Origin of the sequence: Streptomyces sp. Ru62 (assembly GCF_002920615.1) — a bacterium.
GTDB lineage: Bacteria > Actinomycetota > Actinomycetes > Streptomycetales > Streptomycetaceae > Streptomyces.
The window spans coordinates 134,154-153,163 of the sequence record NZ_PQSU01000006.1 but is presented as its reverse complement, the minus strand read 5'-3'; the positions used below and the strand labels follow the sequence as shown (position 1 = coordinate 153,163).

The window sequence follows — 19,010 nt, the reverse complement described above, 5'->3', positions numbered from 1 at the left end:
GGCTCTGGCCTGCGGATGCGCGGACGTCGAGCAGGCCGCGCCCCCGGCTGATCTCCCCGCGAGGGCGACTCGCGTTGTCCGCTTTGTTCGTGTTATCCGAGTTCCCGCGTCACGGTGGCGTGACGGCCTGCCGGCGCCCCGGTCTCCCGGACGGCACCGCTGCATCTGCTGCCGCGCCACCGGCCCGTCGCTGCAAGCCGAGCAGCCCTACGCGCAGCTGCGCCCCCCGGCGACTGGGGCCTGCTGGCCCTGGCTGGACGGCTGTCGGCGAGGATGGGTGTCATGTCCGACGAGCAGACCGACCCCGCACAGGACCTGGCCCGCCGCATCAGCGAGTCCATAGTCAACAGTCCCGCCCTGGAGAACTTCCGCCGGCAAATCGCCGAATTCGCGGCCACACAGACAGCCCCGCTGAACGAGGTGGTTCGCCGCTTCAACGCGGCTCATCAGGAGCGGCTCGCCCGGCAGTACACACGGATCATGGCCCCCGCCATCGAAGCCGGCACCAACCAACTCGCCCAGGCCGTCGCCTCCTTCGCCGAAGGGATGCGGACCCGGTACGCCGACATCGACAGCGGATTCCGCCTGGACATGTCCCGTCTCGACATCAACGCCGTATTCACTTCCCCCTTCGACGCCCTGCCGGCCGACCAGCGAGAATGGGCCCGCCGTGCCGTCGACGAGGCCACCGCACACGTCGACACGGCCGAGTTGGTGGACCAAGTGCCCGACGAGATGCTCGACAGCCTCACCGACTCCGCCCGCACCTTCGCCTCCGCCCAGCCCGGCGGGCTGTCCCGGGCAGCTCAGAAGAAGCTGTTCATCGGGTTCGTCGTCACAGTCTTCTTCCTGCTCCTGTTGCAGGCCCAGATCGAGAGCGACGCCGTCAAGGAGTTCGTCGAGGACGCCGGCGGCGCCATGCTCGTCGTCACCCCCACAGCTCTCGGCGCCGCCTACGTCTGGGACAAGCTGAACCCTGGCCCCGACGACGAAGACGAGGCGGACGAGAATCACTGACCGCTGTCTGCCGAAGCCCCACCAAGCCCGAGCAGATCGTGAAGCCCGATGTAACTGCGCGTGGGGATGAGACACCCCGAAATCTGGAGAAGGACGGCTACCGCGCGGTGCTCTTCGCGGGTCCTGGTCGCGCGCACCTGCGTCGAGGAACGGCGCCGACCTCAGCAGTGCTTTCCCCGAGAATCACCGCTGCCGGCCGGGCCCTGCGGCAACCGTTGGTCCTCAACGGCGAGCTGGTCGTCGCCACGGAGGCACGCCTCGACTTCGGCCGGCTTCAGGCCAGCACCCGCCGCCGCGGTGACGGTCCCCGGCAGGCCGCCTTTACGGCGTCTTGACGCCCGGCCGTGCCCGGCCGCTCCCACCCGCGTGCCGCCCACCGCCCGCTCGCCGGCCCGGAGGCCGGGCCGCGTGCCGTCCCCTGTCCTGCGGCCGCCCGCCGCCGCTGTCAAACTTGCAGGATGGCACGGTCAGACACCCGGTGTCAGGTACAACTGAGGTCTGTTGGATCGACCACCGTGCCCGGCTGTTCGGCGGATAGCATGCCCGCACCCGCCGACCAGAAGGACCCGCCCATGCCCACCGCCAAGACCACCCCAACGGAAGCCGCCGAATCACAGGGCGCGCCCACCGGTCTGCAGACAGCCGTGGCCGTCTTCACGATGGGCATCGTGGGAATGGTGGTCACTACCGCACTGTACGGGCCCAAAGAGAACAGCGACCGGGCGTTCCGGCTGATCGATAGGTGGAAGCGGAACCCAGAGCCCGCATCCGAGGAGGACACAGCGCCCATCCAGCGCCGGGCACGCCGGAAGTGACCCACCAGTACCGGTCGTGAGCGGCGCCGGGAGCGGCGTGCGGCCGTTCATGAGACGGCCGGGTGCCGCGCATACCTGTCATGACTGGACTTGCTGTTGCCTCGCTGCTGCAGGACGAGCGGGAGGTGTCAGGGGATCACCAGTAGACGTTGGGAGGGACGGGTACCGTCCAGAGCTCGTCGTTGGTTTGCTGAGGGTTCTCCAGGCTCAGTGCGTTCCAGGTACCGCCGTCTCCGAGGGTGCTGGTCTGCCTCAGAACGGTGGAGATGTCGTCCCGGGGGTGGATGGATACCGTCCCGCGCGGCGCTGGGTAGGGCTTCGACCACAGCTGGAACTGCTGGTTCGTGGCGTTCGGGTTGCACGGCGCCAGGGTGACGACCCATGGGCCGTATCGTTCCCAGTCGCCGCCGGCTGCCGGCCTCGGGGTGCGGGTCCAGCAGGTTCCCTTGGTGGTGCTCTGAATGCTGTAGTACCTGCCGTGATCGCGTGGAGTGAAGATCCAGCTCCTGTCGGACGAGCCCGGCCAGTTCGCATCGGTGAACGCAGCAAGTACCTGACCGTAGTTGCCGTAGGTTCCGATGTGCCGTCCGGTGCCGGCGTTGCGGATCTCTCCGGTGCCGCCGGACGCATCAGCCGCCGCGGATGTCGCAGTGCCCAGCGCGCCACCCAGCGCGGCACACACCGCCGCCGCAGCGACGGCCGTACGGCGCCAGCGCCGGCGGCTCGCGCTGACGGCGGCCGTACCGGCGGCCGCGGCCATGGACCGGCGTACTCGCATGATGTGCTCCTTCGCAAAGGACGAATGGGACGCCGGCAACCTGTCCCGCTCCGCCCTCGTAACACGTCTCAACGCGCCAACCATTCGATCGAGCGATCTCTTTCCCGCCACTCGTGCGGGCCCGTTGGTTGAGGTCGTGTCGGTCGCGCTGCCGGGCGCTTGCGCACAGGCGGCGAACGGGGGCGGCAATGGCCACCGCAGGGGTGGAAGGGCCTCGTTGCGGTTGGAGACCGGGCACCACGACCGGAGGAACTCTGCTCCTGTCCGGTGGTCATGCTGCCGTGAGGATTGCCGGCGATGGCGGGGCCGGCAAGGAGTGAGGGGCCGTGGAGCGGGGACCGGCTCGGCTTGACGATGCCTGAATTCACCACTGACTACTAGGTGTAGTACGTACGCTACTTGCGGTCACTGTGATGCTGGTGATGACTTCGCGGGGCGCAGGTGTCGTTGGCTCTGCTTCTTCGCCGGAACGCGCGCGTGCTGTATCGCGCCCTCGCGCACGCGCCGCATCAGGGCTGCGTCGGCAGCAGCCCCAGCAGCCCGACGCCCAGGCCGCGCCGGGCCGGAAGTCCGCCGCCGCAGCCGCCCGCCTCCAGGCCGCTGCGCATGCTCTTGGGCTGTCTGTGGCGCACCGCCGACACCCCCGGAGGGCGGGCGCAGGCCGACCGCCTCATGGAACTGGCCATCAGCGGCTTCCGGCCGTGAACCGCGTCGCCGGAGCGACCGCGGACCGAGCGGGAACCGCGCGGCCGGAGGACGCTCCACTGGCGGCAGGCGCACGTCACGGCACGCGGGACTCTCCGACGAGGCCGGACGCGCGCCGCTTGTGCTCCCGCGCGCCCCTACTGGCCGGATCACGAAGCTGTCACCATCGCCCTGCGGCGGCTCACGACCGCGGCCACCGACACGGCGACGGGGGACGCATGACGCGGCGATGGCTGGTGACGGGGTGCTCTTCAGGGCTCGGGCGGGCGCTGGCAGGCGCCGCCGCGGAGGCCGGCGACCTGGTGGTCGCCACCGCCCGCAGACCCGCCACCATGAAGGACCTGGCTGACCGGTACCCGGATCGGGTGTCGGCGGTGGCTCTGGACGTGTGCGACGCCGAGCAGTGCGAGGCGGCGGTCGCCCACGCCGTCGATCGCTTCGGCGGCGTCGACGTGCTGGTGAACAACGCCGGGGCAGGGCTGTTCGGCGCGGTCGAAGAGGTATCAGACAACGAACTACGGGCGCAACTGGAATTGTTGACTGTCGCGCCGTGGCGACTCACCCGCTTGGTCCTTCCCCTGATGCGCCGTCAGGGCTTCGGGCACGTCGTCAACGTCTCCTCGATCGCCGGACGGATGGGGCTGCCGGGCCTGTCCGCCTATGTGACGGGCAAGTACGCACTGGAAGGGATGAGTCAGGCTCTAGCGGCGGAAGTCGCGCCCTTCGGCATCCGGGTGCACGCCGTCGAGCCCGGCGGTTTCGCCACCCACTACGGCACCTCGCTGGCCGAGGCCGCCGACCGCATCCAGGCCTACGCGCAGAGCACGGGAGACGTCGAGGCAGGCCTGCGGGGCATGCCCGGCAACCCCGGGCTGAGCCAGCCCGAAGTTTTCGCCCACCACGTCCTGCGCCTGGTGACGTCGCCCACGGCACCACTGCGCGTACCGATCGGCGCGGACGCCTACGACTTCCTGGGAGCGGTCGAGGCCGCGGGCCGCGCCGAGTTGGCGGCCGCGCACGCCTTCGTCCACGACCCCGCCGAGCGCCCGGGGGAAGACGCGGCACCCGTGACGCCCACTGTGTGAGAACGGTACCCGTGGTGAACCGCGCCCGCCGTCCTACCTGCCGGACGAGAGGGCCTGTCCCTCACCCGACGACTGCCCCGCGCAGCGCAATGTAGGGGACGCGCCAGAGCACCGAGTACGGCGACGATCCGGAAAGCCAGGTCCCCGGCTGAAGGCGGCGCCGTTGCGGCAGCTGTTCGCGCCGCGTATGCCGTCCGGTTCCACACCGGACACCCAGGGCGCCTACCACCCCGCCTGGCGGCTGGTCGCGATCGACGGCACGACATGTGACCTGCCCGACACGAAGGAGAACGTGGACGTCGGCACCAGATGCCCTGCTCGTCGACCCACCAGTGCAGCGGAGGGCGCAGAGAGACGCGCCCCTCAATCCCTGACGCGTCCGGGTGAGCTCTCGCCGGCACCGCCAAAGGGCGCGGCGGCTGTTCCTCTTTGCCGTCCATCTACCGGCTTGCCCCGTGGCCTACCTGGCACAGCGCGGGGGCCGGATGGTTGCGTCGTTTACGCGGCCGCCCACGACAGTCAATCCAGTCAAGAACGCCGCGCACGAACCCCTCGGGAGCGGTGGCCTACCGGCAACCGTCCCATCTGCCGCACCTGGCCCTGCTCGCTTCCGTCCGCCGTTGCCGCTTCGACCACGGCGTGCTCGCCCGGCCCGCTGATGGAGGCCCTCTCCACCGGATGCCGCACCGGCTCGTGGCATCAGCGTCTCGTCTCGCATCAGCGTCTCGTCGCCTCGAACGCCACCGCCCTGGCTACCCGAGCCGGACGCGCATACACGACGCCACTGGGCACGCCGGCAGATCCACCATGTGCTCGGGACCCCGCCCCACCCCGTGGCCCCCCGATCGTCCGTCAGTCATCGCCGAGAAGCCGCGGTGATCAGTCGAGCCACAGGAGCATGGCGTCCTCCGCCGCTGCGGCGGCCTCGAAGAACTGCGTCAGGCCGTCGTACCGGTGACGCCCCCACTCAAGCGCTCCGGGCTTATCCCATCCGAGCGGATACGCACCTGCCAGCGGATACACATCAGCCTTGGTCAGGTCGGCCGGACTCACACCGCTCACGAGCTGGTCGTACGTGATCGCACGCAGCGCCCGCGCCGCAAGACGTACCCGCTCTGTGCGCAGGTACCTCGGCGGCCCGTAACCCCAGTCCTCGTCCTCGGCGAACGGCTCCTCGCCATGGATGACGTCCACTGGGAAGTCGACACGCGTCAGGAGGAAGCCCAGCATGTCCCAGGTCTTCGACACGCTGAAATGACGCGCCTCGGTCGGCGCGGGTTCTGACCGCTCCTCGGCGTCCTGGACGTCCTCTGCGAAGTGCAGCGCCCAGTCAGGATCCTGAATCGCCCGGTCGAGCTCAGCAGCCGTAACGCGCAGGTACTCACCGATCATGCTCATGGCCGGAGACTAGGCGAGGCCTCTGACAGCGGTGGGGGCAGACCGGCTTGATCACCGTCTCATTCAGCCCCGTTCAGCTGACGGGCCGGTGCTGGGGCGCTGAGGCAAGGCGATAGGGCTGGACGACAGCCGTCGAGGTCGACTCGCCGCAGGCCCACCGGCGCCGAACCGGCCGATCTGATGGCACAGGTCCCGATGATCTGATGGCACAGGTCCTGATCCAGGCGCGGAGTCCAGGTGCGTCACGAGCGCGCCGGAGGGAGCGGGGAGCGGCGGGAAGTCACGGTGAGCCGACGGCGCCGGTGGGCACAGGTTCGGCGCGCACCACCGCGGCGTAGGAGCCGAGGCCCATCAGGCGCCCGCCGGCGATCTCCCCGAGGGCGGTGTAGAGCGTGAGGATGCGACCGGAGAAGGGGTCGAAGGCGATGTCCCTGACCGTTCCGTGCTCGACGCCGTGCTCGGTCAGGACCCGGCTCCCGAGTGCCCGGTGATGGGCGGGCACACGGTCCTGCGCCTGCTCGGCTGTGACACGTGAGTGGACGATCACCGCGTCCGTGCCCACTGCCTCCACAGCGCTCCACGGCAGCGCTTCGGCGCGGTCGGTCGCCCCGGACAACCGCACCGCGGCTACCGTGGCGTCGTGTGCGTCCACGGTCAGATCCGCCACCTTGCCCACGGTGGTCGCGTCGTCGGCCGTGATCACCGGTAGGCCGAAGACCTGGGAGAAGAGCATCGCGGGTCCTCCTTCGTCAGACGGAGCGGCGCCTGGTCAGTGGTGCCGCATGTGGGTGAGGAAGGCTTCGACCTGGGCGGCGAAGCTGGGCAGGTCGTCCGCGACGAAGTGCTGTGCCTGCGCGGGAACGACGAGGGCCTGACCGGAGACGGCCAGTGACTGGCCACGTGGCACGAACACCTTGCGGTGCTGCCGGTCGAGGTTGTCGTTGGCGGCGACCTCGAAGCCGACCACCCGGCCGCTCGTCCCCGTCTCGACGACCACGTCCGCCACGGTGCCGATGTCCGTGCCCTCTTCGGTGAGGACCGGAGCCCCCAGGACTCGGCCGCGACCGGCTTCGCCGCGTCCGACGACCGCGTCCCGGTCTTCGAAGAGAGCCTGGCTCACGATCATCACCGCGGATGACCCGACCGCGTGCACGTGGGAGAAGGGAAGACTCTGCTTCAGCGGCCCGGCCAGCAGGCCTCGCCCGCTCAGGGTGAAACCGGTGATCCGGCCCGCCGGCCCGTCGAAGACGACATCCTTGATCTGTGCCACCGCCTCCCCGCCGAGTGTCACCACCACTCGTCCGGACAGTTCGGAGGCGAGTACGAAGGTGCTCACCGTCCGCCTCCCCGGCCGGCGCGCCCGCGATTGACCGCAATCACCGTTCCGGACCGGCGTCGTGCCTGAACGAGGACCATCGCCCCGGCGAGCAATGCCACCACCGCGACGAGGGCGACCAGCCAGAACCACCACATCGTCTTCCACCTCCCTGCCGTCGGCCACCTGTCGTGAACCGAGATGCGCTCAGCGACCTCTCCGTGGTCTCCTGTTGCCCTCTGTACTGGCAGACACGCCTGCGTTTCGGAGTGGATACCGGCCATCCACGCCGCAACGCGGCCCGCGCACCAGGCACTTGTTCCGGCGCCTCACCGCAGCCGGCAGGAACCGTCCTCCGGCCTCCGAAGGCCGGACGGAACAGTGTCGCCGGAGACGCCTCGGTCCACCCATGCTGTTGTGGTGACCGATGCCGTTGACTGACCGTCCCACGTCCCCCGTGCCGCCGCCGAGTTCGGACTTCCGGAGGCGACCGTGCCCTCCACCGCCTTTCAGGGCGGGGGCGAGCGTCACATCGGTGTGCCGGCGGGCTCGCCGCGGCGGGCGCCGGGCGCCGGCCTGTTCGAGCGGCCAGGAGGACCAGGCAGGCGGCGGCCGGCCCCGTGGGCAGCAGGACGGGCATCAGCGCGGACCCGGCGGCGGCGCCCGCGGCGCAGCCGATGTCCATCACCGCGACCAGCAGGGCGGCGGCTTCCGTCGCAGAGCCGGCCGGGACGGAGGCGGAGGTGTACTGGTAGCCCCGCTGAGCGGGAGGCATGAGCAGGCCGGGCAGGACGCAGGCCATCAGTGCTGTGGGCCGGTGCGCGGGCGGTGAGCAGCGGCAGCCGGCCCGCCGCGACGCCCCCCGCGCACAGCACGAGTCGCCGACCGCCCCGGCTGCCCCGACGCAGCCGGCGCGGGCCTGAGCGGCGCGAACATGTCCTGCTGACCGGTGTGAAGGACCTGGTGGCGCCGACCGCCCCAATACCCGGCTCCTTGAACTCCCCGCCGGACACAGCGTCCACGAGACCGTCCCAGTGGAATTCGCCGCAGCTGTCAGCGGGTTCCTCGGTTCAATCTGAACCTACTCGGACGAGAACCTCAGCCGGTTGCCCCCCCGGTAACGGACCACAAACCTAATCCATATCCCCGTTCTCGAGGACAAAGTCATACAGGTAGGCCGCGACGGCCTCCTCACCCCGCACCAGCCGCCCGATCGGGCCGGCTCCGTACTTGCCGCACGGCTCTTCCGGTGTCCATCAGGACAGGGCACGCTCAGGCACGTGCGCGCGACACGGCAGAGCACGCGATCGCGGGCGCGGGCCTGGGCGTTGAGCGAGATCTCTTCAGAATCTCACTGTGCGTCTTCTTCTGGCTGGTGGCCGAGGTGGTAGCCCAGGCGCATCTCGTAGTCGCCCGGCTGATTGCGTCCTGCGGCGAGCGCGGCCGGAAGCCTGCGCTTGGACCCCGGCCAGCCGAAGGAGTGCATGTAGATGTCGTAGGAGGACTGCAGGTCCTCTGCGGACGGCAACGTGTACCGGTTGACCTGCTGTTTGACGGCGGCGATCGCCTCCTTGTCAAAGGAGGCGATCCGGCGTGCGAGCGCGTCGACGAGCGCGTCGAGTTCCCCGTCGGGGACCGTGCGGTTGACCCAGCCGTACCGCTCGGCCAGCTCACCTGGGTAGTCGTCGCTGGACAGGGCCACCTCCAACGCCCGGGCGCGGCCGAGCAGCAGCGGCAGATGTTCAAGGCCGCCTCCGCCCGGCAGGTTGCCGTTGGCCGTCTCAGGCTGACAGAACAGCGCGCGTTCACTGGCGAAACGCATGTCCATCGCCTGGATCAGCTCGCTGCCCACCCCCCTGACCCGGCCCCGGATCTTGGCGATCGAGACGACGGGCAGGCGTGACAGGCGGGTGCTGGCATCGATCAGCAGCGGGTATCCGCTTGCGCCCAGTTCCTTGGGAGTCTCAGCGACTCGGGAGGTGTCGTAGTGGTTCAGGAAGTACTCGGTATTCGCCGACTCGAACACGGCCACTCGCAGCTCCGGAGCAGCCTCCATCTGATCGACCAGCCTCGGAAGCTCTTTGATCATCTCCGGGGACACCAGGTTGATCGGTGGGCTGTCAAATGTGATCCTCCACAGACGTCTGGTCTCGACGGTCACGGAGAAATCGGTCCAGTCCTTCACGGATTCGTCTCCTTACCTGGCACTCGCGTCGTCCGGAAGCAGGTCATACGGAAGAGGCGAGGTGTACGAGAGGCCTGGCGGTTCCGGGCCGGGTCCACGCGTCCCGCTCGGTGGACAGCAGCTGGCCGCAGCCGGTGTACCAGTCCGCGGGCCGGCGTACGGGAAACCACCCTTTCACGACCACACGCTTCATGGGTTCAGCCCCGGCCGGTGGCCACGCCGGCTGGAGCCGTCTCGGGGTCAGGGCGCGTGACCGGGGTGAGGCCCGGAGCGCTGTCACGGTCGTGGACGGCTACGGGAACGTGGACGTGAACGAGATCGAGTTCGCGGCGATGGAGGCAGCGGGCGAACGACTGCCCCTGCTCACGCTTCAGGAGGCACACGACTTGCTGCACTGGCTGCGCCGTATCGCGGCCGAGTGCGGGGCTCATGCGGCGGAGGCCGGGCGCTCCTGCCGCCTCCGCCACAGACGCCACCGTCATCGCGTCGGCCACCCGACAACAGCCCCCCTCAACGACTCCTCATCGCCCCGACTGAGACAGTGAGGTCAGACCGCTGGTGAGACGTCCGGCCGACCGTGCCTACGGGTGCGTGTCCGTGATCGCGATGACCTCATCGAGGCGATCCAGGGCGGCCTGCAGGTCGTCGATCTTTGCCGCGATGCGCTCGCGCTCGGCGCGCAGCATGGCTCGTTGCTCGGCGTCGGTGTGCCCGGAGTCCCAGCACGGAAGGAGTTCGGCGATCCTTCGGCTGGTCAGGCCGACGGCGAACATCTGCTGGAAGAAGCGGACCAGGGGGATGGCGTCCTGCCGGTACAGGCGCTGGCCGGACGGGCTGCGCTCCGGGATGAGCAGCCCCTGCTGCTCGTAGTAGCGCACGGCGCGCACCGAGACGCCGGCACCCCGTGCCACCTCGCCGATGCGGATCAACCGCTCGGCCGCGGCCACTGTGACAGTCATGGTGATTCCTCTCACCCATGGCCCTGACGACCAGCACTTGCCTCTGACGTCAACGTCAGGTTTTAGCGTACCGGACATGGACATCAACAACTCCGTCGCCCTTGTCACCGGAGCCAACCGCGGCCTGGGCCGCGCCTTCGCCCAGCGCCTGCTCGAACGGGGCGCCCGCAAGGTCTACGCGACGGCCCGCCGACCGGAGACCGTGGACCTGCCCGGCGTCGAGGTGCTGCCCCTCGACATCGTCGACCCCGCATCCGTGAGGGCCGCCGCCGAGGCCGCCCCGGACATCTCGCTGCTCATCAACAACGCCGGAATCAGTACGGGGACCGACCTGGTGACCGGTTCGATGGACGCGGTGCGGCACGAGCTGGAGACCAACATGTTCGGTCACCTGGGAATGATCCGGGAGTTCGCACCGGCGCTCGCCAGGAACGGCGGGGGCGCGATCGTCAACGTCCTCTCCGCCATGTCGTGGTTCGGGAGCAAGGGTGCCAATGCCTACCACCTGACCAAGGCCGCCGCCTGGGCCATGACCAACGGCGTCCGCCTGGAGCTCGCCGAGCAGGGCACGCTCGTCACAGCGGTACACCTCGGCCTGGCCGACACCGACATGGCCGCGGGCTGGCCCGTGGACAAGATCGCGCCGTCGGACCTGGCCGACGCCGCACTCGACGGTGTCGAGGCGGGCTCCGCCGAGGTCCTCGCCGACCAGTGGAGTCGGGACGTCAAGTCCCGTCTGCCGCTGACGCCGGAAGAGTTCAACGCCGCGATGGACCGCGCCCTGGCAGCGCTGATGGCGGCCTGAGAGGCCCCTCGGGCCGCACGGACTTCGGTCGGCTGCTTCGCCAGCTGCGGGCCGAGGTCGTCGTGGTCGCTGCCGTACACCCGGCGGCCCGCACCGGGCCGCGCTTTTCACAGACACCCGGGCGGCAGGAAGCGCCCTGCCGCCCAAGTACGTCCGGCAGGCTCGGTGAGTGCAGGCAGGCCGCGAACGCCAGCTGGTCGACGCCGGCGTCGGGGGCCAGGCGGGCGAGTTCGGCGAGCAGCGCGCCATGCGCAAGGACCGGCGGAAGAAGGCCGACGGCGGCCTCCCGGGCGGCCGAGTCGCGGTAGACCCGAGGTGCGCGGACAGGGCCTGGGCGAGCCAGGCGCCGACGTCGGCCTGGACACACTCGCCGGCTCACCGGGTCAGTTCGTCACACACGGCTTCGTCCCCGTCGCGGGGCTCGGTCTGCTCCAGCGTGCCGGACTCGCGCAGCGCCTCGGGCTCGTCGGCGCGGGCGGCGATCCGCCGCGCCTCGCGGACGGCGCCCTCATGCTCGGCGGCGGCCGCGGCTTCGCGGCGAGCTCCGCCTGGACGAAACGTCGTCGGTGTCCGGGTCGTAGACGGTCCCCGGCGCGGCGGCGGCGAGCAGCTGGGCGAGGCGCTCCCACTCCGCGAGCTCCATCCGGTCGCGAACGCCGTCGGCCAGGTCCTCGAACCGGGAGTCCTGCCGCCCGTCGAACCGGGCCTCCCGAGGGCCGCGGCGGCGGCGCCGATGTCCGTGCCTTTGGCTCGGCGGCCTTCGTTCCACCGGCGGTCCGCACATCGACCGCACTCGACCAGTGACGACGCCCTCGATCAGTTCAGACACATTGCGCGTGAGAGGGCATTTGGCAGGCATGTCGCGTCGGACAGGCTCATTCAGGCAGGTCTGGACGCGCTCATAGCTGGGGTCGAGAGCCCGTCCCTGGCCATGCCGGCTGGACTCCTCCGGAGCGAAGAGCCCGAAGCGCCAGAGCTCTTCGACCAAGTGCTGGAGGAGCTGGGACTGCTCTTCCACCCGCCCGCAGACCCCCGGGCCGCAAAGTGGGCGATGGCCTGCTGGATCGCCGGTCCGATCGCCGATGGATCCCTGGATCCCGCCGCCGGCACCCACCTCATCTGGGCAGACATCGCCTATGACCTCGGCTGTCCCGACGAGCCGGCACCAAGAGGTATGCAGCCGAGGCGGGGGAGTAACCCGGGGTTCGTCCCGAGTTCTGACGTCACCGCCGGGCTTGCCACGGCGATGCGGGCAGTGTTCCGGTGCGTCATGGCCCGGAACACCTGCGCCGTGGTCTACCTGGTGAGATCGGTCGGTTTGTCGAGTCGTGTCAGTTTTTGCGGGTTGGATGTCGCGTAGATTCGGGTGATGCGCCCCTTTTCGATCACGAGGCTGACCGCGGCCCGTCCGCTGTCGGATTCCATCCGGATCGCCGGGGCGCCGTTGAGCCACACCGCCGTGGTCTCGACCTCGGCCCGGTCCGTGCCGGCGAGCATCGTCGCCACGAGTTCGGCTCCGTGGAGGGGGGCCGGCGCGGCGGCCGTGAACCCGCCGCCGTCAGCGATGAGGACCACGTCCGGCGCCATGATCTCCAGAAGGTCCTGGATGCGCCCGGTGTGCAGCGCGGCGACGAACCGGACCACCACGGCCTGGTGCTCCGACCGGCTCACGCTGACGCGTGGCTGCCGAGCGGCGACGTGGTTCCGGGCCCGCCGGGCGATCTGCCGAACCGCAACGGGGGTCTTGCCCACAGCCTCGGCGACCTCGTCGTACGGCATGTCGAAGACCTCGCGGAGCACGAACACCGCGCGTTCCACGGGTTGGAGCGTCTCCAGGACGGTCAGCATCGCGATGGAGACGCTTTCCGCGAGTTCGACGTCGTCGGCGACATCGGGGTGGGTCAGCAGGGGTTCCGGCAGCCACTCGCCCACATAGTCCTCGCGGCGACGTGAGAGTGTGCGTATGCGGTTCAGTGCCTGCCGGGTGACGGCCCTGACGAGGTACGCCCGCGGGTCGTGAACCTGTGACCGGTCGACGTCGGCCCACCGCAGCCAGGTCTCCTGCAGCACGTCTTCCGCGTCGGCTGCGGAGCCGAGCATCTCGTACGCGACGGTGAACAGCAGGCTGCGGTGGGCGACGAACGGGTCCTCGGTCATGACGTGGCCCCTGTGCGGGACGTCGCCGGGCGCTTGGCCAGCGGGATCTCGCAGGCGTCGGAGAAGCCTTGCGAGGTGACCCCATTCGCCACATTCGCCCTGGTCGCCAGGTTGACGTAGGCGATGAACGCGGTGAGTTCCACCATCGCAGACGTCCCCAGCCGCTCCAGAAGGGCGGTGTACTGCTCGTCAGTGACGGTCGGTGGCGTGTTCGTCATCGCCTCGGCATACCCCATGACGTCGCGCTCCAGCCCCGTGAACACATCAGCCTCCCGCCAACGCGGCACCTGGCTCGCCTTGGCCAGGTCCAGGTTCTCGTTCTGCGCCTGGAAATAGCCGACGTCCAGGCACCAGCTGCAGCCGACCTGCGACGCGACGGCCATGTGCGCCAACGACTTCAGGACCGGGTCGACCGCATCCCACGCCCCTACCTTGGCGCCGAACTCCAGGTTGTCCTGGGTCACCCGAGGGCTGTGCCACAGCACCTCGACGTTCTCGGGCACGACGCCCAGTTGCTTGATCATGTTCTCCTTGAGCTCGGCGGGGAGCTCGGCCTTCGGCAGGCGCAACGTCATCCTGTCTCTCCTTGCACGCGTCCCTGTGGGGCTGTTTGGCATGAAGACACCGTCCGGTCCGCGCATGTGACACCCATCGCCGCCCCGGCGTACGTCGAACTGCACCGCCTTCTCGACGCCGCCCCGGCCGCCTGGACCGCCGGACATCCCCGGTGCTGTTCGGACCAGACGCTGTTTCGACCTGCCGAGCATCGTGTGGCGCACCGTCCGCGGCACCGGCCGGCGTCGTCAGTGCCGCGCTTTCGTTCCTGCCATGGCCCGTTCCTGAACACGCCTGCACGAGCACCTCGGGGCTGCGCCCGACCCATGAACTTCGACATGGTCGCCAAGGCCGCCGCCGATCGACTGGACGTGTTCGGGCGTCTGGTCGACGGTCTGCCGGTGCGCTTGGTGCGGCCTGGCGATACCGAGAGGCCGAGCTGGGCTGTCTATCAGCAGGAGCAGCAATCTCGGCACGGTGCACGCTCGTCCGGACGGCGACGGCCTGTGGCACGCGCAGTCCACAGGCAACAGTGCCGCAGCCTGGACGATGCGGTCTCGGTGCTGCGCAGGCCGGCTTTCTGGCCCCGTCAGGGGCAGCAGGTGGCCCGCTGGGCGCGCACCGTGCCGGCTGATCCGTCGCTGCTGAGCGATGTCCAGACCACCGGTCTGGGCGCGCGGGCCTGGGCGGTGCAGATCGCGGCGATGGACGGCAGGGACCGTCCCCTGGTGAACGAGCTGCTCGACCCGCGCGAGCCGGTCACAGCGGCGGCCGGCGACGTGCACGGCATCACCGGCTCCGCGAACATGCCCCCGGATGGGTTCCCAGCGGGTCAGTCGTTGCCCTCGCTCACCGGCCCGGCCGCGTCACCGATGGCCACTCGCAGGTCATGCATGCCTTGCAGGATGTCGATCAGGGCTTCTTCCGCCCCGCTCAGAGCATGGCGGGTCCCCTCCTCGTCGCCACGGTCCGCGTGCAGCTGGGCGCCGAGCGCGTACACCGCTGTCATGACTGCGGCGAAGGCGGCCTCGCGGCCGGGGGGCAGTTCCTCCGCCTCGGGTTCGGAGACCTGCACCGCGGTGCGCTGCAGCCGGTTCGTCAGGACGTTGACCGCGAGGTCGGGGTCCCTTCCTAGCTGCTCCCCCCAACCGAGCAACGTCTCAAGGACGTCCTCGATCTCCTCTTCCTCGGTCAGACGGGTCGCGGCGGTGATCTCCAGCTCCGTCTTCGCCAGCAGACTCCCCAGTAGCCGCAGGCGCTCCTCTTCCCGCGGCCCCTCGGGTCGCTTCTTCGGAGCCGGCTCCGGCTCAGCCGCCAGAGCGGCCAGCGCCGCGTGGATCTGCTCGGTACTCACCGGCCGGTCGCTACGGATGCTCACACTCCCAGCCTCACCCAGCGAAGGCCTACCCGCCCCCAGGGCACGTACGAGTCCCCGGCGAGTTCCACCACCCAGACCAGCGCCTCGCCCGAGCAGACCAAGAACAGGAGGCAGCCGGTGAATCAAGCGGCTGTGTCCGAAGCGGCTGAGTCGGCGGCCGCACGCGCCCGCGCCGCCGGCGCTCGCGCCCCCGCCGCCGATCCCCGCCGCCCCTGGCACCCAGCAGCTCGCTCGACCTACCGCTGTGCGGCAGCCTGGTGCAGGCTGCCCTTGCCGAGGCCGGTGGCGGCGACCAGATCGCCCAGCGGTGTGGCGGCGTGGCGGCGTGGCCACGCTCCCAGAACTGCTCACGGACCGTATCCCGCACTCTGTTGTCGTCAACGCTCCGTGGACGCCCCGTCCCGCACCCCAGCCGTTCTTGACCCGTCGTTCCAGGTCGTCCGGGGCCCTGAGTGGCCGCTGCCCGAGGCCGGGTCTAGCGTGGGCAACGTGCCGTAGCCGCCTGCAGACCGTAGAAGTGGGATCCCCGGGAAGCGAGGTCGGCATGCTCCCTACGTACCACCGGACCACGACGATCGCCGGCCAACAGGTGTTCTACCGCGAGGCGGCCCCGAGCGAAGCGCCGGTGGTTTCTTGCCGCTGCACGGGTTTCCCAGCAGTTCCACGGCGCTCGGACCTTCTCCCGTGACCTGCCGGACGCCGAAGTCCATCCGCTGCGGGCTGGTCTCTTCGCTCTGGAGACGCATCTCGGCGCCATCAGCGGCCACATCCACGGATTCCTCGGCCGCGTCCTCAGCTGAAGCGCGCCAGGAGCGGGACCCCGAACAAGGAGGGTGAGCGGTGGCGACCTTGGTCGCGGTCAACGTAGGGATGCCGGCAGACGTCCCTTGGCAGGGCAGGACCGTCTACACGGGCGTGTACAAACACACCGTGTCCGGGCCGCGGATGGTGCGGCGGCTGAACATCGACGGAGACGGTCAGGGCGACCTGGGCGGACACGGCGGGGAAATGCGGGCAGTGCTGGTCTACCAGCTCGACTCCTACCGCTTCTGGTCGCGGAAACTCGGACGCGACGACCTGACGCCCGGAAGCTTCGGTGAGAACTTCACCGTGGACGGACTCCCCGACAACGAGGTGTGCATCGGTGACCGGTACCGCATCGGTGGTGCCCTCTTCGAGGTCTCACAGCCCAGGGTGACGTGTTACCGGGTCGGCCTGCGCATGGGAGAGCCGCAGATGGCGGCGCTGCTGGTCGCCCATCACCGGCCCGGTTTCTACCTGCGTGTCATAGAGGAGGGGGAGGTGGAGGCCGGGCAGGAGATCGTCAGGGTCTCCACCGGCCCGGAAGCGATGACCGTCGAGGAGATCGACTCGGTCCTTTACCTCCCCGGACACACTCGCGAGCAGGTGGAGCGGGCTCTGCGGATCCCCGCCCTCAGCCCGGGCTGGCAGGGGTCGATGCACGCGCTTCTGGAGCAGGCGGAACGGGGGCCGGGCTCGGCGTCGGGCAGCGCCGGCCTCACGGCGGCATCCAGCGCCCCGCCCCCTGCGTGGACCGGCTTCCGTCCCCTTACGATCACGGACGTCCGGCCCGAGAGCGAGAGCGTGATCAGCCTGTCCCTGGCCGCAGCCGAGGGCTCCGCCCTGCCGGCTGCCCTGCCAGGGCAGTTCCTGACCGTGAGAATACGGCCGGAGGAGGACGGGCCACCGCTGATTCGCAGCTACTCGCTGTCCGGCCGGCCCGGCACGGGGACGTACCGGATCAGCGTGAAGGTGGAGCCACACGGTGTGGCGAGCAACTATCTGCGCGCACACGCCCGCGCCGGTGGCAGCCTGGACATCGCCGCGCCCCGCGGCACGTTCTGCCTGTCCGACGGCGACCGTCCGGTGGTTCTCGTGTCCGCCGGGGTAGGGGTGACGCCCGTGCTGGCCATGCTGCATTCGCTGGCGAGCGCCCGCTCGCGACGGCAGGTGTGGTGGCTGCACGGCGCCCGTAACGGCACGGAGCATCCCTTCGCCCAGGAGGCCCGCGGCCTGCTGGAGAGCCTGGACCACGCACGGTCGATCGTTTACTACAGCAGACCGAACGCCGAAGACAGGCAGGGCGAGGACTACGCGCAGGCGGGACGCCTGACCAGCGAGCGGCTTCTCGGCCTGGGCCTGCCCACCGATGCCGACGCCTACATCTGCGGGCCGGTGACCTTCATGGACGACGTCACCGACGCCCTGGTCAAGGCCGGCCTGGAAGCATCGCGCGTGCACACCGAGAACTTCAACTCCGGCCCCTCGATCACTCCGGGCATCAAGGGCGCGCCGCCGGCCAGGGCGCCGCACCAGCCCGCGGGCCCTGCCGGCACCGGCCCTTCCGTCGCGTTCACACGCAGTGGGCTGACCGTCGCGTGGGACGACACCCGCAACTCCCTACTCGAACTCGCCGAAGCCTGCGACGTCCCGGTCCAGTGGTCGTGCCGTACCGGGGTGTGCCACACGTGCGAACTCGCCCTGATGTCGGGGAGCGTCGACTACTCACCCGATCCCGTCGAGCCGCCGGGTGACGGAAACATCCTCATCTGCTGCTCCAAACCCGCTCAGGACGTTGTCCTGGACCTTTGACCTGTTCCCGCTCTCCCAGCGCGGGAGTGTCCGGCCCATTCCACGACGCGCAACCCGCGCCGCCCGGTGCGGTTCCGCCGTGCTGCCGCAGAACGCTTCCGGTCCCGTTCGGTGCTGCGGGCAGGGGATCAGGGGATCAGCCCCGTCGGTCGCAGTCCGGTGCGGCCGCGGCACGGTCGGCCCGCCCACCGGTGCCCGCCTTCTTCGTACGAGGGACAGAGCCAGTCCGTACTTGTCGCCCATGACCCGGCAGCGGTCCGCCGGGTCGGACAGCGGCCGCTGGAGCCGGACTTCTTCTCCGGCTGGGCGATCCGCACGCTCGCCGCGGGCCACTCGTGTTCCCCACAGACCTGGGCCGCGGCGACCCCGCTCGTCCCATGAACGACGCTGCGAAGGGTGTGAAGCCGGCAACTCTGAAGCCGGCAACTCTCCCCGGACGCCTGCCGCCCATGTTGCCCGCGGCGAGGGGCCGGCTTCGGCGCCGAAGCCGGGACGCCCCTCGAACTGGGCCCGGCGGTCCGATTCTTGAACACACTCGGTGCTACGGGGCTGTCTGCCGGCGCTGGTGGCCGGCCTGGTGGGGATGCCGCTGACCCGCAGCGGCGTCGTCTGGCTGCTGCTGCGTCTCGGTGCGGGGTTCTGCAGCGCGATGATCTTCGTGATCGCCGTCGGTTCCCTGCTGGGTCATCTGCGCGACCACCCGCCCCACCTGCCCGGCTGGGCCTTCGGCGGGGTCGGGGCCGGCATCGCCCTCTCCGCTGGCGGGTGAAACGAGCGTGGCCGCCGTACCGGACGGGCCCCAGAGGTGGTGCGCCGGACCGGCCGCCGCCGGGGACGCCCGTCAGGTTCGCGGACGCGAGCGGAACGGTGCTCCCCGGCTGCCCGCATTCGTTCAGCGCCAGGCAGAGGGCAGGCCGCATGAACCTCGGCGTCGCGCGCCCCGGCCGCAGCTCGCGCGACGGTCGTCCGCCGTCGCTCCAGCAGATGCCACGGCAGCGCACCGCTACTCATCGCCTGCCGGAGTGCCCTCGCGTGGCCACAGGGGGAGACTGGAGAGACCGTGGCACGGGGTCGCTGCGCCGGGGCATATGTGCCGGGCCCGGGCGTCTGCTGCGGCCCCGGTCGGCCGGGGAGCGGGCTGGGCCATTGCGGTGGGACGCGCGGCAGTCGCCCGGCGAGTACGCGGACCGACGGACCCCGCCTCCCCGCCTCCCCGCACCCGCGGGTGCCCGGCGAAGTCCGGCC

The 19,010-nt window shown here is 70.2% G+C and carries 16 protein-coding genes and 1 pseudogene; 7 read left to right on the top strand and 10 right to left on the bottom strand.

What is annotated here, in order from left to right:
• Nucleotides 1–282 precede the first annotated feature (282 nt).
• Nucleotides 283–1,017, top strand: coding sequence for a hypothetical protein (locus C3492_RS10455; protein WP_103811441.1), 735 nt, complete (start codon nt 283–285; stop codon nt 1,015–1,017).
• A gap of 572 nt (nt 1,018–1,589) precedes the next feature.
• The gene (locus C3492_RS10450; RefSeq protein WP_103811440.1) at nt 1,590–1,832 is read left to right on the top strand and encodes a hypothetical protein; all 243 of its coding nucleotides are present in this window, start codon (nt 1,590–1,592) and stop codon (nt 1,830–1,832) included.
• 136 nt (nt 1,833–1,968) lie between these two features.
• On the opposite strand, the gene C3492_RS10445 is transcribed toward C3492_RS10450, so the two are convergent.
• Nucleotides 1,969–2,610 carry a hypothetical protein gene (locus C3492_RS10445; protein WP_146075671.1) on the bottom strand — a complete coding sequence of 214 codons (642 nt, stop codon included), beginning with the start codon at nt 2,608–2,610 and terminating at the stop codon, nt 1,969–1,971.
• A 509-nt stretch (nt 2,611–3,119) separates the two neighbouring features.
• Entirely contained in the window at nt 3,120–3,242 is a 123-nt protein-coding gene (locus tag C3492_RS45565) for a hypothetical protein (RefSeq protein ID WP_258055598.1), read from the bottom strand.
• 291 nt (nt 3,243–3,533) lie between these two features.
• Between C3492_RS45565 and C3492_RS10435 the strand changes: the two genes are divergently transcribed.
• Entirely contained in the window at nt 3,534–4,400 is an 867-nt protein-coding gene (locus C3492_RS10435) for an SDR family oxidoreductase (RefSeq protein ID WP_103811438.1), read from the top strand.
• A gap of 879 nt (nt 4,401–5,279) precedes the next feature.
• Here the strand turns inward: C3492_RS10435 and C3492_RS10430 are convergent.
• From C3492_RS10430 to C3492_RS10410, 4 genes are all read right to left on the bottom strand, one after another.
• Nucleotides 5,280–5,798 (bottom strand): YfbM family protein, encoded by a 519-nt coding sequence (locus tag C3492_RS10430; protein ID WP_103811437.1) that lies wholly within the window; start codon nt 5,796–5,798, stop codon nt 5,280–5,282.
• Between the two features lie 280 nt (nt 5,799–6,078).
• Nucleotides 6,079–6,531, bottom strand: a complete 453-nt coding sequence (locus C3492_RS10425) for a PRC-barrel domain-containing protein (protein WP_103811436.1) — start codon at nt 6,529–6,531, stop codon at nt 6,079–6,081.
• 36 nt (nt 6,532–6,567) lie between these two features.
• Nucleotides 6,568–7,134, bottom strand: coding sequence for a PRC-barrel domain-containing protein (locus C3492_RS10420; protein ID WP_103811435.1), 567 nt, complete (start codon nt 7,132–7,134; stop codon nt 6,568–6,570).
• 1,330 nt (nt 7,135–8,464) lie between these two features.
• Complete coding sequence (locus C3492_RS10410) at nt 8,465–9,298, bottom strand: enoyl-CoA hydratase/isomerase family protein (RefSeq protein WP_103811434.1); 834 nt, start codon at nt 9,296–9,298, stop codon at nt 8,465–8,467.
• Between the two features lie 191 nt (nt 9,299–9,489).
• Here C3492_RS10410 and C3492_RS46860 point away from each other — a divergent pair, with 191 nt between their 5' ends.
• Nucleotides 9,490–9,843 carry a DUF6417 family protein gene (locus C3492_RS46860; RefSeq protein WP_146075670.1) on the top strand — a complete coding sequence of 118 codons (354 nt, stop codon included), beginning with the start codon at nt 9,490–9,492 and terminating at the stop codon, nt 9,841–9,843.
• Nucleotides 9,844–9,879: 36 nt separating this feature from the next.
• Here the strand turns inward: C3492_RS46860 and C3492_RS10400 are convergent, their stop codons facing one another.
• Nucleotides 9,880–10,257, bottom strand: a complete 378-nt coding sequence (locus C3492_RS10400) for a MerR family transcriptional regulator (RefSeq protein WP_103811432.1) — start codon at nt 10,255–10,257, stop codon at nt 9,880–9,882.
• A 76-nt stretch (nt 10,258–10,333) separates the two neighbouring features.
• Between C3492_RS10400 and C3492_RS10395 the strand changes: the two genes are divergently transcribed.
• A complete protein-coding gene (locus tag C3492_RS10395) occupies nt 10,334–11,062 on the top strand; it encodes an SDR family oxidoreductase (RefSeq protein WP_103811431.1) in 729 nt (242 codons plus the stop codon).
• A 1,296-nt stretch (nt 11,063–12,358) separates the two neighbouring features.
• Here C3492_RS10395 and C3492_RS10380 read toward each other — a convergent pair.
• The 3 genes from C3492_RS10380 to C3492_RS10365 form a co-directional block, all read right to left on the bottom strand.
• On the bottom strand, nt 12,359–13,219 hold the full coding sequence (locus tag C3492_RS10380) for an RNA polymerase sigma-70 factor (RefSeq protein ID WP_103811430.1): 861 nt from the start codon (nt 13,217–13,219) through the stop codon (nt 12,359–12,361).
• Entirely contained in the window at nt 13,216–13,794 is a 579-nt protein-coding gene (locus tag C3492_RS10375) for a carboxymuconolactone decarboxylase family protein (protein WP_103811429.1), read from the bottom strand. Before C3492_RS10375 ends, C3492_RS10380 begins: the two co-directional genes overlap by 4 nt.
• An 812-nt stretch (nt 13,795–14,606) precedes the next feature.
• The gene (locus tag C3492_RS10365) at nt 14,607–15,152 is read right to left on the bottom strand and encodes a hypothetical protein (RefSeq protein WP_103811427.1); all 546 of its coding nucleotides are present in this window, start codon (nt 15,150–15,152) and stop codon (nt 14,607–14,609) included.
• Between the two features lie 840 nt (nt 15,153–15,992).
• On the opposite strand from C3492_RS10365, the gene C3492_RS10355 reads away from it, so the two are divergent.
• Together C3492_RS10355 and C3492_RS44560 are read left to right on the top strand one after the other, a co-directional pair.
• Complete coding sequence (locus C3492_RS10355; protein WP_103811426.1) at nt 15,993–17,765, top strand: MOSC and FAD-binding oxidoreductase domain-containing protein; 1,773 nt, start codon at nt 15,993–15,995, stop codon at nt 17,763–17,765.
• Between the two features lie 535 nt (nt 17,766–18,300).
• A pseudogene (locus C3492_RS44560) lies at nt 18,301–18,522 on the top strand (YbfB/YjiJ family MFS transporter); the annotation flags it as partial.
• Nucleotides 18,523–19,010 lie beyond the last annotated feature (488 nt).